This window comes from Mesorhizobium sp. M6A.T.Cr.TU.016.01.1.1 (genome assembly GCF_003952585.1).
In the GTDB taxonomy this organism is placed as follows: Bacteria; Pseudomonadota; Alphaproteobacteria; order Rhizobiales; family Rhizobiaceae; genus Mesorhizobium; species Mesorhizobium mediterraneum.
This window is the reverse complement of the sequence record NZ_CP034452.1, coordinates 2275196-2288317: the sequence shown is the minus strand read 5'-3', so window position 1 is coordinate 2288317 and position 13122 is coordinate 2275196. Positions and strand designations below refer to the sequence as shown.

Below are 13122 nucleotides of genomic sequence, written 5' to 3'. Positions count from 1 at the left end.
CACCTGCCCCGGCCCCGGCAGAACCTGCGCCAGCCCCGGCACCCGCAGAGCCTGCTCCGGCGCCTGCACCTGCACCGGCTCCGGCGCCTGCAGAGCCAGCGCCTGCTCCGGCGCCCGCACCAGCCCCGGCGCAGTGATCGGCTGCTGACTTCAAATACGAACGGCCCGCTGAAAAGCGGGCCGTTTTGCTTTGAGCCATCAGATGGCTGCCGGAGTAGCTTAGAGCAATTCCAGGAAAAGTGCGCAGCGGTTTTCCGTCCGGAATTGCGTAAAAACAAAGACTTAGAGCGGTTCGGCGATTCTATCAAAAGCTGAACCGCTCTAGGACGGCCTACATATGGATCGGCTTGAAGAAGGTCGCCAGTGCCGCTTCCTTCACCGCCTCCGACATCGTCGGATGGGCGTGGCAGGTGCGGGCAAGATCTTCCGACGAGCCGCCGAACTCCATCAGCACCGCCGCCTCGTGGATCATCTCGCCGGCGCCGAAGCCGACGATGTGGACGCCGAGCACGCGATCGCTCTGCTTGTCCGCCAGGATCTTCACGAAGCCGTCGGTATGCAGCATGGCGCGCGCCCGGCCATTGGCGCTGAACGGAAACTTGCCGGCCTTATAGTCGATGCCGGCCGCCTTCAGCTCTTCCTCGGTCTTGCCGACCGAGGCGATTTCCGGACTGGTGTAGACGACGTTCGGGATCACCTCGTAGTTCACATGGCCGGCCTGGCCGGCGATGGTCTCGGCCACCGCCACCCCCTCGTCCTCGGCCTTGTGGGCGAGCATCGGCCCGGCGATGACGTCGCCGATGGCGTAGATGCCGGGCACATTGGTCTTGAGATGGCCGTCCGTCTTGACCCGGCCGCGCTCGTCGACATCGACGCCGGCTTCCTTCAGCCCGAGACTGTCCGAATAGGCCCGACGTCCCGTCGCGATCAGCACCGCATCCGCCTCGATGGTCTCGGCAGCACCCCCCTTGACCGGCTCGAAGGTGACGGTGACACCCTTCTTGGCCTTGGCGACACCGGTCACCTTGGCGCCGAGCCTGAATTCGATGCCTTGCTTGGACAGCATGCGCTGGAACTGTTTGGCGACCTCGCCGTCCATGCCGCCCAGTATGGTGTCGAGGAACTCGACGACGGTGACCTTGGCGCCGAGCCGCGCCCATACCGAGCCGAGCTCCAGCCCGATGACGCCGCCGCCGACCACCACAAGATGGCCCGGCACCTTGTCCAGCGCCAACGCGCCGGTCGAGGACATGATCACCTTCTCGTCGATGTCGACCTTGACGCCGGGAATGCCGGCGACGTCGGAACCGGTGGCGATGACGATGTTCCTGGTCTCGATCTCCTCGACCTTGCCGTCCTCGCCGGTCACCGACACCTTGCCGGCGGACAAGACCTTGCCGGTGCCGCGAAACGAGTCGATCTTGTTCTTCTTGAACAGGAAGGCGACGCCGTTGACGTTGGACGCCACGGTCGCGTCCTTGTGCGCCATCATCTTCCCGAGATTGAGCTTCGGCGCGCCGATCTCGACGCCCAGCGTGTCGAAGGAATGGCCGGCCTCGGCGAACATCTCGGAGGCATGCAGCAGCGCCTTGGACGGAATGCAGCCGATGTTGAGGCAGGTGCCGCCGAAGGTCGGGTTCTTCTCGACCACCGCCGTCTTCAGGCCGAGCTGTGCCGCCTTGATGGCGCAGACATAGCCGCCCGGTCCCGATCCGATGATAACGACGTCATAAGCCATGATACTATCCTTCTGGTCTGGCACTCAGCCTTGGCTGGGATTAGCGGCCGCCGCCCACTTCCAAATTCGCGCCTGTCGTAAAGGACGCCCCGTCCGACAGGAGCCAAAGAATTGCCGCGGCGACCTCTTCGGCGGTTCCCGCCCTCTGCATGGGCACGAGGTGACGCATCCTCTCGACGCGATCCGGCTGCCCGCCCGAGGCGTGAATTTCGGTGTCGATGATGCCTGGACTGACCGCGTTGACGCGAATGCTTTCGCCGGCCACTTCGCGCGCCAGGCCAATGGTGAAGGAATCGATCGCACCCTTCGAGGCGGCGTAGTCGACATATTCGCCCGGCCCGCCAATTCTCGCAGCAATCGAGGAGATATTCACGATAGCGCCGCCCTTGCCGCCATGGCTGGTCGACATGCGCTTCACCGCTTCGCGGGCACAGAGCATGGAGCCAATGATGTTGACGCGCATCATGCGCTCCAGCCGTGCTCCGCTCATTTCGTCGACACGCGCCCTCCGGTCGACCACGCCAGCATTGTTGACGAGCGCATCGAGCGAGCCGAAGGTGCCATCAATCCTCTCGAACATCGCCTGAATATCGGCCTCGCTGCCGACGTCGCCCTTGATGGCCAACGCTTCGCCGCCATCCTGCGCGATTGCCTCGACAAGCGCCGTGGCAGCAGCCTCATTCGAGGCATAGTTGACCACAACACGGTATCCAGCCTTGGCGGCAAGCCTGGACGTGGCGGCGCCGATGCCGCGGCTGCCGCCGGTCACCAGCAGCACTTTTTTGGTCGCGCTCATTCCTGACAGCCCTTCAACGAAAAAACATCCCACGGCACTTTCGAAAACCCGTTGGTGCCATAGGCGGCCGACATCTGCAGCGACGGTCCGAGGTCGGGAAAGATAAGAGTCTTCGGCGCGGCCACGCCTTCGGCTGGCAGCAGAGCGATGTTGCCCTTGTCGTCAGCACTGTAGACGACCCCCTCCCACACCGTGCAAGCGGCAAGTTCGTCGCCGGTGACGTCGCCTGTCGGGCATTTGTACATCAGCGAACCATGCGGCCGCGCCACGCCTTCCGTCCACATGACGATGCCGTCGAGCACGACACTGTTGTCGAGCACCATCTTGAACGTGTTGGTGACAACAGCCGATTCCATGGTCGGCCTGAAATCGATCTCGGCGACGTGTTCGGCATCGCCATAGACGGCGAGCTCAAGCGGGCAGGCGGCGTGCGCCGTCGATGCCGTCAGCGCAAGGCCGGCCACGCACAGCGTGAAAAACAATCCGGAGCGCAACCGAGAGAAGCTCGTTCGGTGGCGCAGATCCATTCTCCGGCTCACCTCGACCGACCCTTAGAGATCGAGCACCAGCCGTTCCGGATCCTCCAGGCTTTCCTTGACCCGCACCAGGAAGGTCACCGCTTCCTTGCCATCGACGATGCGATGATCGTAGGAGAGCGCCAGATACATCATCGGCCGGATCACGATCTGGCCGCCGACCACCACCGGCCGCTCCTGGATCTTGTGCATGCCCAGAATGCCCGACTGCGGCGCGTTGAGGATCGGCGTCGACATCAGCGACCCGTAAACGCCGCCGTTGGAAATCGTAAACGTGCCTCCTTGCATATCCGCCACCGACAGCTTGCCGTCACGCGCGGCGATGCCCAGCCGGCCGATATCCTTCTCGATCTCGGCGATCGACATCTGGTCGGCATCGCGCACCACAGGCACGACAAGGCCTTTTTCGGTGCCGACGGCGACGCCGATATGGGCGTAGTTCTTGAAGATGATGTCGGTGCCGTCGATCTCGGCATTGACCGAAGGGATCTCCTTCAGCGCATGGGTGACGGCCTTGGTGAAGAAGCCCATGAAGCCCAGCTTCACGCCGTGCTTCCTCTCGAACACATCCTTGTATTTGGTCCTGAGCGCCATCACCGCGCTCATGTCCACCTCGTTGAAGGTGGTCAGCATGGCGGCGGTCGACTGCGCTTCCTTGAGGCGGCGCGCGATGGTTTGCCGCAGCTTGGTCATGCGCACACGCTCTTCGCGTGATGCGTCATCGGCCGAGGACGGCGCACGGGCAGCGACCGGTGCAGGCGCCTTCGGCGTCTCAGCCGGTTGCGACGGCGCGCCCCTGGCGATTGCGTCGAGCACGTCGCCCTTCAGCACCTGGCCGCGCTTGCCGGAACCCGAGACCTGGTCGACCGCGAGATTGCTCTCGGCCAGCAGCTTCGCCGCCGCTGGCGCCGGCGGCATCGTGCGCGCCTCGATTGGCCCGGCATCGCCGGCGATCTTGGCGGTTTCGGCCGCGGCTTGCTTGACGGTTGATGCGGCGGTCGGTGCCGAGGCTTGCGATACCGCGTCCTGCCTCGGTTCGGAAGTTGACGCCTTCGCGGGCGCTGCCGCTTTTGCCCCGTCGCCTGCCGAAATCATGCCGAGCAAAGCGCCGACCTCGACCGTCTCGCCTTCCTTGACCGCGATCTCGCTGAGCGTTCCTGCGGCCGCGGCCGGCACTTCCACCGTTACCTTGTCGGTTTCGAGCTCGACCAGCGGCTCGTCGGTGGCGATCGCGTCGCCCACCTTCTTGAACCATTTGCCGATGGTCGCCTCGGTGACGGATTCGCCAAGAGTGGGGACGCGGATTTCGGTAGCCATTGTGCCTGTCCGTTTTTCTGTCGGTTCTGTTCTATTCGCCGAGCTCTGTTCTATTCACCGAGCGCGTCTTCGAGCAAGGCGGCAAGCTGGGCGAGATGCTTCGACATCAATCCGGTCGCCGGCGACGCGGCGGCCGGCCGGCCGGTATAGCGCACCCGCTGATGCTTGGCGTCGATATGCGCCAGCACCCATTCCAGATAGGGATCGATGAACGACCAGGCGCCCATGTTCTTGGGCTCCTCCTGGCACCACACCATCTCGGCGTTGCGGAAGCGTGACAGTTCGGTGATCAGCGCCTTGGCCGGGAACGGATAGAGCTGTTCGACGCGCAGCAGATAAATGTCGTTGATGCCGCGCTTCTCGCGCTCCTCGTAGAGGTCGTAATAGACCTTGCCCGAGCAGAGCACGACGCGGCGGATCTTCGAATCCTTGGTGAGCTTGATCGCCTGGCCGGGGAGCTGCTGGGCATCGTCCCACAACAGCCGGTGGAACGCGCTTTCGCCCGACATCTCCGGCAGCGTCGACACCGCCCGCTTGTGGCGCAGCAGCGACTTCGGCGTCATCAGGATCAGCGGCTTGCGGAAATCCCGCTTCAACTGCCGGCGCAGGATGTGGAAGTAGTTGGCCGGCGTCGTGCAGTAGGCCACCTGCATGTTGTCTTCGGCGCAAAGCTGCAGAAAGCGCTCGAGCCTGGCCGACGAATGCTCCGGCCCTTGGCCTTCATAGCCATGCGGCAGCAGGCAGACGAGCCCCGACATTCTGAGCCACTTGCGCTCGCCCGACGATATGAACTGGTCGAACACCACCTGGGCGCCGTTGGCGAAATCGCCGAACTGTGCTTCCCAAAGCGTCAGCGCCTTCGGCTCGGCCAGGCTGTAGCCATATTCGAAACCGAGCACGGCCTCTTCCGACAGCATCGAGTTGATGACCTCGAAGCCGGCCTGCGCCGCCGACAGATTGTTGAGCGGAATGTAGCGTGTCTCGTCGCGCTGGTCGTAGAGCACGGAATGGCGTTGCGAGAACGTGCCACGCTCCGAATCCTGTCCCGACAGCCGGACCGGATTGCCGTCGAGCAGGATGGCGCCGAAGGCCAACGCCTCGGCCGTCGACCAGTCGATGCCTTCGCCCGACTCGATCGCCTGGCGGCGGTTCTCGAGAAACCGCATGATCGTCTTGTGGGCCGCGAAATCCTTCGGCACCTCGGTCAGCTTCTTGCCGATCTCCTTCAGGGTCTTGACCGGCACGGCGGTCTTGCCGCGCCGCTGTTCGTCCTGGTTGTCGGCCGTGCGCAGGCCAGACCAGGCGCCATCCAGCCAGTCGGCCTTGTTGGGCTTGTAATGCTGGCCGACCTCGAATTCCTGCTCGAGATGTGCCCGCCAGTCGGCCTTGAGCTTGTCGAATTCGGCCTGGGTAAGGTGGCCTTCGGCGATCAGCCGGTCGGCATAGATCTGCACCGTCGTCTTGTGACTGCGGATGCTGCTGTACATGATCGGCTGGGTGAAGGCCGGCTCGTCGCCTTCATTGTGGCCGAAGCGGCGATAGCAGAACATGTCGACCACGACAGGCTTGTGGAACTTCATGCGGAATTCGATCGCCACCTTGGTGGCATGGACCACGGCTTCCGGATCGTCGCCATTGACGTGGAAGATCGGCGCCTCGATCATCTTGGCCACATCCGACGGATAGGGCGACGAGCGCGAGAAGCGCGGATTGGTGGTGAAGCCGATCTGATTGTTGATGATGAAATGCAGCGTGCCGGCGACACGGTGCCCGCGCAGGCCCGACAGGCCGAGGATTTCGGCAATCACGCCCTGGCCGGCAAAGGCGGCGTCGCCATGCAGGAGCAGCGGCAGCACCTTGGCGCGCTCTTCCAGCGGCACGATCTCTTCGCGACTGCGGCCGAACAGAGAGTCCTGCTTGGCCCGCGCCTTGCCCATCACCACCGGATCGACGATTTCCAGGTGCGAGGGATTGGCGGTCAGCGACAGGTGCACCTTGTTGCCATCGAACTCGCGGTCCGACGAAGCGCCGAGATGGTACTTCACGTCGCCCGAGCCCTCGACCTCGTCGGGTGCGGCCGAGCCGCCCTTGAATTCGTGGAAGATGGCGCGGTGCGGCTTGGCCATCACCTGGGAGAGCACGTTCAGCCGGCCGCGATGCGCCATGCCGAGCACGATCTCCTTCATGCCGAGCTGACCGCCGCGCTTGACGATCTGCTCCAGTGCCGGGATCAGCGCCTCTGCGCCGTCGAGGCCAAAGCGCTTGGTGCCCTTGTACTTGACGTCGATGAACTGCTCGAAACCTTCGGCCTCGACCAGCTTCTGCAGGATCGCCTTCTTGCCGGTGGCGGTGAAGGAGATCTCCTTGTCGGTGCCCTCGATGCGCGCCTGGATCCAGGCCTTCTCCTCGGGATCGGAAATATGCATGAACTCGACGCCGAGCGTCGAGCAATAGGTGCGGGTCAGGATGTCGAGCATCTGCCGGATGGTGCCGAATTCGAGCCCGAGCACGTTGTCGAGGAAAATCGGGCGATCGTAATCGGCTGATGTGAAGCCGTAATTTTCCGGCGATAGCTCGTTATAGTCCTCGAGCGGCTTGGCGATGCCGAGCGGATCGAGATTGGCGTGCAAATGGCCCCGCATGCGGTAGGCGCGGATCATCATGATGGCGCGCACGGAATCGCGCGTCGCCTGGTGCACGTCGGCGTCGGAAAGGGCGACGCCGTTCATCACCGCCTTGTCCTGGACCTTCTTCTCGATGTGCTTCTCGACGATGCCCCAATTGCCGTCGAGCGCCGACACCAACTCGCCATTGGCCTGCAACGGCCACGAGGGCTTAGCCCATGAGGCGCCGTTGGCATTCTTGCGAACATCGCCGGCGTCGTCCTTCAGCGCCGCGAAGAAATCCTGCCATTCGGGGTCGACCGAAGAGGGATCGTCCTCATAGGCGGCGTAGAGCGCGTCGATATAATCGGCATTGCCGCCATAGAGGAAAGAGGTAAGCGAAAATTGGTCGTTGGCCTGATCTTGTCTTGCCATTTTTTCAGCGGAGCCTGGCTCCGTCTCCTGTTTTGGAGGGGAGTAGGGCAATAGGGCAGTATGGGAGTAGGGCAATGCCCTCGTCTTGTCCCTACCGCCCTACTGCCCTACTCCCTTACTGCCCTAACCTTTGATCGCCTCGACCAGCGTCGTGCCGAGCCGGGCCGGCGAGGGCGAAACTTTTATCCCGGCCGATTCCATCGCCGCGATCTTGTCCTCGGCGCCGCCCTTGCCGCCGGAGATGACGGCGCCCGCATGGCCCATGGTGCGCCCGGCCGGCGCCGTGCGCCCGGCGATGAAACCGGCCATCGGCTTCTTGCGGCCACGCTTGGCTTCGTCCTTGAGGAACTGCGCGGCGTCTTCCTCGGCCGAGCCGCCGATCTCGCCGATCATGATGATCGATCGGGTCTCGTCGTCGGCGAGGAACATCTCCAGCACGTCGATGAACTCCGTGCCTTTGACAGGGTCGCCACCGATGCCGACGGCGGTGGTCTGGCCGAGGCCGACATTGGTGGTCTGGAACACTGCCTCATAGGTAAGCGTTCCCGAGCGGGAAACAACGCCGACGGAGCCCTTGCGGAAGATGTTGCCGGGCATGATGCCGATCTTGCATTCGTTGGGGGTCAGCACGCCCGGACAGTTGGGACCGATCAGCCGCGATGTCGAGCGGTCGAGCCGCGCCTTGACCTTGATCATGTCGATCACCGGGATGCCCTCGGTGATGCAGATGATCAGCGGGATCTCGGCTTCGATCGCTTCCAGGATCGCCTCGGCGGCGCCCGCCGGCGGCACATAGACGACAGAAGCGTTTGCGCCGGTCTTCGCCTTGCCTTCAGCGACGGTGGAAAAGATCGGCAGGCTCTCGCCCTTGGCGCCGGTCCACGTCTCGCCGCCCTTCTTGGGGTGGATGCCGCCGACCATTTTCGTCCCGTGATAGGCCAGCGCCTGCTCCGTATGGAACGTGCCGGTCTTGCCGGTCAGGCCCTGCACGAGCACCTTGGTGTTCTTGTCGACGAGAATGGACATGGTGGTCCTTTTTACAAACCGTTGATCGAGGAAGGCTGCGTGGTCATCGTCAGAGATGCCATGGTCAGAGCCGCTTGAGATCGGCGACGGTGAGGTCGCTCTTGGCGTTGCCGGTGTTGAGTGTCGTCGCCGGCTCGAACATCAGCACCACCGGCTCCTCGCTCAGCGAGCGCGGGCGGTGCTCGACGGACCGCGGCACGACGATGAACTCGCCGCTGCCAAGCTCCACCGTGCCGTCGCGGAAATCGATGGCGATGCGGCCGCGCAGCACGAGGAACGCTTCGTCCTCGTTGTCATGCGCATGCCAGTCGAAGACATCGCCGAACTTGGCGATCTTGACTTGGGCATCGTTGACGTCGCCGGCGATATGCGGATCGAAGACCTTTTTGATCTTCGCATCCGCCGCCTCGACCAGGTTTATCTTGTGCGGAGGCACCAGATCAGCCCTTCACCGCCGCCACGATTTTCTTCGCGGCATCGTCGAGGTCGTCGGCCGAGACGACATTGAGGCCACTGTCATTGATGATCTTCTTGCCGAGTTCGGCATTGGTGCCTTCCAGCCGCACCACCAGCGGCACCTGCAGCCCAACTTCCTTGACTGCTGCGATGACACCTTCGGCGATGATATCGCACTTCATGATGCCGCCAAAAATGTTGATCAGGATGCCTTTGACCGCCGGATCCTTGGTGATGATCTTGAACGCCGCCGTCACCTTCTCCTTCGACGCGCCGCCGCCGACATCGAGGAAGTTGGCCGGCTCGGCGCCATAGAGCTTGATGATGTCCATCGTCGCCATGGCAAGGCCGGCACCATTGACCATGCAGCCGATATTGCCGTCGAGCGCGACATAGGCGAGGTCGTATTTCGACGCCTCGATCTCCTTTTCGTCCTCTTCGGTGATGTCGCGCAGCTCCATCACGTCGGGATGGCGGAACAGCGCGTTGTTGTCGAACGACACCTTGGCGTCGAGCACGCGCAGCCGGCCGTTCTTCATGACGATCAGCGGGTTGACCTCGAGCAGGCTCATGTCCTTCTCCAGGAAGGCCTTGTAGAGTATCGGGAACAGCGTCTCGCTGTCCTTGGCGGCGTCGCCGTCGAGCCTCAGCGCACCGTTGAGTTCTTTCAAATCATTCGCCGTCACGCCCTTTTCCGGGTCGATGGCGACGGTGATGATCTTTTCCGGCGTGTCGTGGGCGACTGCCTCGATGTCCATGCCGCCCTCGGTCGAAACGACGAAGGCGATGCGGCCGACCGAGCGATCGACCAGCAGCGACAGATAGAGCTCGCGGTCGATGTCGGCGCCGTCCTCGATATAGAGGCGGTTGACCTGCTTGCCCGCCGGGCCGGTCTGCTTGGTGACCAGCGTGTGGCCGAGCATCTCGTTGGCGTTGGCGACGACATCGGCGACCGACTTCGCCAGCCTGACGCCACCCTTGGCGTCGGGGCCGAGCTCCTTGAACTTGCCCTTGCCGCGGCCGCCGGCATGGATCTGGCTCTTCACCACATAGAGCGGGCCGGGCAGCGCCTTGGCGGCGGCTTCCGCCTCGCTTGCCTCGAACACCGGCACGCCCTCGGCCACCGGTGCGCCAAAGCCCTTCAGCAGCGCCTTGCCCTGATATTCATGGATGTTCATGCGCGTTGTCTCCGGGTCACTTGGCGGCGGGTCACTTGGCTGCGAGATGCGGAGCGATCTTGACGCAGGCCTCGCACAGGCCCTGCACCGCCGCCACCGAACTGTCGAACATCTTCTGCTCGGGCTTGCTGAGCTCGATCTCGATGATGCGCTCGACGCCGCCGGCGCCGATCACCACCGGCACGCCGACATAGGTGTTCTTGACACCATACTGGCCGGAGAGATGCGCAGCACACGGCAGCACGCGCTTCTTGTCCTTGAGATAGGCTTCGGCCATGGCGATCGCCGAGGCGGCCGGTGCGTAGAAGGCCGAGCCGGTCTTGAGCAGGCCGACGATCTCGGCGCCGCCGTCGCGGGTGCGCTGCACGATCTGGTCGAGCTTTTCCTTCGAGGTCCAGCCCATCTTGATGAGGTCGGGCAGCGGGATGCCGGCGACCGTCGAATAGCGGATCATCGGCACCATGGAATCGCCATGGCCGCCGAGCACGAAGGCGGTGACATCCTCGACCGACACCTTGAATTCCTCGGCCAGGAAATAGCGGAAGCGCGAGCTGTCCAGCACGCCAGCCATGCCGACGACATGGCTCTTCGGCAATCCTGAGAACTTCTGCAACGCCCAGACCATGGCGTCGAGCGGGTTGGTGATGCAGATGACGAAGGCTTTCGGCGCGTATTTCTTGAGACCCGCGCCAACCTGCTCCATGACCTTCAGGTTGATGCCGAGAAGGTCGTCGCGGCTCATGCCCGGCTTGCGCGGCACGCCGGCGGTGACGATGCAGACGTCGGCGCCCTCGATGCCGGCATAATCGTTGACGCCGGTCAGCCTGGAGTCGAACCCATCGACCGGCGATGACTGCGCGATATCCAGCCCCTTGCCTTGCGGGATGCCCTCGGCGATATCAAACAGCACAACGTCGCCGAGATCCTTGAGGCCGATCATATGGGCGAGCGTGCCGCCGATCATGCCCGAGCCGATGAGCGCTATCTTGTTGCGTGCCATGTCAGGATGTTTTCCCTTTAGACTGTGACGGCGCCCCAATCTTTAACGACTTGGGATGACGACGTCGAGGAAGGAGGCCGGAATGCTGCGGGGAAGCCGCGGGATTTCGCCGCACCCAATAGCCCCGGTGCAAAAAAAATTCAAACGATTATTTCGGAGTGAATAATTTCAATCGGTTAGAAACAACGGGAATTACGTAAGCGTCAAAAGAATTAAGCCGACTTTGGGATATTTACACAATGAAGATGGAAATAAGAAGGCTGCTTCCCGGCGATGACGCCCTTGTGATGCGGGTCGCCGAAGACGTGTTCGACGAGCCGGTGAGGCCTGATCGCCTTGCCGCCTACCTCGCCTCACCAGGACATTTCATGATTGTGGCGCTCGCCGACGGCGTGGTCGTCGGCCAGTGCGCTGCCGTCATCCACCGCCATCCGGACAAGGTGAGCGAACTCTACATCGACGAAGTCGGCGTGGCGCCGGCCTTCCAGCGCCAGGGCACAGCGACAAGAATGCTCGACGCCATGTTTGCGCTCGGCCGCGAGCATGGCTGCGAGGAGGCCTGGGTCGGCACCGAGCCGGACAATGTTGCCGCTCGCGCACTGTATGAGGCGCGAAGGGAGCCGCATGGCGAGGCGGAAGGCTTTGTCATGTATGTTTATCGACTCTAGGCCTGAGCCTGTTGCGCTTCCGGCGACGGCGGCGGCGCACTCTGCCGTTTCGCCCAGTCCTCCAGCCATTCGTGGCTCTGCATCTCGATCAGCCGTGACGCCGTGCGCTCGAACTCGAAGACCTCGGTGCCGCGCTTGGCCGTGTAAAGCTGCGGTGGCGGTGCAGCGGCGCTCACCACCAGCCGCACATGATGATCGTAGAGCGTGTCGATCAGCAGGATGAAGCGCTTGGCCTCGTTGCGGCTGCCTTCGCCGAGCACCGGCACATGATCGATGAAGATGGTCGAGAAGCGGCTGGTAATCGCCAGGAAATCGCGGGCGCCGTGCGGTTTCTCGCAGAGATCGGCAAAAGAAAACCGCGCCGCATCGCCGGCAGCACGCGGCACCACGATCTGCCTGCCCTTTACCGTCAGCGCCGCCGCCTCCGTCGGCCTGCCATGCGTCATCACCTCCCAGGCCTCGTCGAGGACAGCATCGGCGGCGGCATCGGCGGGGGTGACATAGACCGGCAGGCGGCTGAGCTTGTCCAGCCGATAATCCTTGTCGGCGTCTAGCGCCAGCACCTGCGCATTCCGCTCCAGGGTGCCGATGAAGGGTAGGAAAAGCTTGCGGTTCAAACCGTCGCGGTAGAGATCCTCCGGCGCGACATTGGACGTGGCGACCAGCACGACGCCGTTGGCAAACAGCGCCGAGAACAGTCGGGACAGGATCATCGCATCGGCGATGTCGGTGACGGAAAACTCGTCGAAGCACAGCACCCAGGCTTCCTCGGCCAGCGAGCGGGCCACCGGCGCGATCGGGTCGTCTTCCCTGACGGTGCCATTCTTGCGCTCCAGCCGATGCTTCTGGATGCGGTCCTGCACATCGGCCATGAAGTCGTTGAAGTGCACACGGCGCTTGCGCCTGACCGGCACCAGCTCGAAGAACATGTCCATCAGCATGGTCTTGCCGCGGCCGACGCCGCCATGGATGTAGAGGCCCTTGACGGCCTCGCGCGTCTCGCGCTTGCGGGCGAACAGCCAGCCCAGCGCGCTCGATTTGTGCGCCAGCCGCTTTGCCGAAATCTCATCGATCAGCCGGTCGAGTGCCGCGACAATCCGCTCCTGTGCCGGATCGCGGTCGATCAGGCCCGTATCGACCAAATGGTCGTAGCGCTGCCGGACGGTCGCATGGGTCTGAAGGCCGTCACGCAGATGCATCGGTCACGTCGTTCTGAAGTATGATCCCGAAAAGTTGCAGACTTTTCGGACAAGATCATACGCAAAAAAAGACTTAGAGCAGGATGACCGACTCAATTTGAATTCATCCTGCTCTAGAGCAATCCCAGGAAAAGTGTGTAGCGGTTTTCCCTAGGAATTGCGTAAAAACA

General features: G+C 63.0%; 11 protein-coding genes. 1 reads left to right on the top strand and 10 read right to left on the bottom strand.

Annotated features, from left to right (window positions below; translation table 11 throughout):
- Positions 1-331: 331 nt before the first annotated feature.
- The 9 genes from lpdA to mdh all read right to left on the bottom strand — a co-directional run bounded on the left by lpdA (position 332) and on the right by mdh (position 11085).
- Positions 332-1738: a dihydrolipoyl dehydrogenase gene (gene lpdA, locus EJ075_RS10795; RefSeq protein ID WP_126104344.1), complete on the bottom strand. Its 1407-nt coding sequence runs from the start codon at positions 1736-1738 to the stop codon at positions 332-334.
- A 40-nt stretch (positions 1739-1778) separates the two neighbouring features.
- The gene (locus EJ075_RS10790; RefSeq protein ID WP_126104343.1) at positions 1779-2534 is read right to left on the bottom strand and encodes an SDR family oxidoreductase; all 756 of its coding nucleotides are present in this window, start codon (positions 2532-2534) and stop codon (positions 1779-1781) included.
- A complete protein-coding gene (locus EJ075_RS10785; RefSeq protein WP_126107304.1) occupies positions 2531-3028 on the bottom strand; it encodes a hypothetical protein in 498 nt (165 codons plus the stop codon). The genes EJ075_RS10790 and EJ075_RS10785 overlap by 4 nt, the downstream gene beginning before the upstream one ends.
- Positions 3029-3085: 57 nt before the next feature.
- Positions 3086-4387: a 2-oxoglutarate dehydrogenase complex dihydrolipoyllysine-residue succinyltransferase gene (odhB, locus tag EJ075_RS10780; RefSeq protein ID WP_126104342.1), complete on the bottom strand. Its 1302-nt coding sequence runs from the start codon at positions 4385-4387 to the stop codon at positions 3086-3088.
- Positions 4388-4437: 50 nt separating this feature from the next.
- Positions 4438-7425 carry a 2-oxoglutarate dehydrogenase E1 component gene (locus tag EJ075_RS10775; RefSeq protein ID WP_126104341.1) on the bottom strand — a complete coding sequence of 996 codons (2988 nt, stop codon included), beginning with the start codon at positions 7423-7425 and terminating at the stop codon, positions 4438-4440.
- A 123-nt stretch (positions 7426-7548) separates the two neighbouring features.
- Entirely contained in the window at positions 7549-8451 is a 903-nt protein-coding gene (sucD, locus tag EJ075_RS10770; protein ID WP_095484892.1) for a succinate--CoA ligase subunit alpha, read from the bottom strand.
- A 64-nt stretch (positions 8452-8515) separates the two neighbouring features.
- Entirely contained in the window at positions 8516-8887 is a 372-nt protein-coding gene (locus EJ075_RS10765) for a cupin domain-containing protein (protein ID WP_095484891.1), read from the bottom strand.
- A gap of 4 nt (positions 8888-8891) precedes the next feature.
- A complete protein-coding gene (gene sucC, locus EJ075_RS10760; RefSeq protein WP_126104340.1) occupies positions 8892-10085 on the bottom strand; it encodes an ADP-forming succinate--CoA ligase subunit beta in 1194 nt (397 codons plus the stop codon).
- Positions 10086-10116: 31 nt separating this feature from the next.
- Positions 10117-11085, bottom strand: a complete 969-nt coding sequence (gene mdh / locus EJ075_RS10755) for a malate dehydrogenase (RefSeq protein ID WP_095484889.1) — start codon at positions 11083-11085, stop codon at positions 10117-10119.
- 239 nt (positions 11086-11324) lie between these two features.
- Here mdh and EJ075_RS10750 point away from each other — a divergent pair, with 239 nt between their 5' ends.
- Entirely contained in the window at positions 11325-11753 is a 429-nt protein-coding gene (locus EJ075_RS10750) for a GNAT family N-acetyltransferase (protein ID WP_095484888.1), read from the top strand.
- Here the strand turns inward: EJ075_RS10750 and zapE are convergent.
- Complete coding sequence (zapE, locus tag EJ075_RS10745) at positions 11750-12952, bottom strand: cell division protein ZapE (RefSeq protein ID WP_126104339.1); 1203 nt, start codon at positions 12950-12952, stop codon at positions 11750-11752. The two genes, EJ075_RS10750 and zapE, sit on opposite strands and share 4 nt — an antisense overlap.
- Positions 12953-13122: the final 170 nt, after the last annotated feature.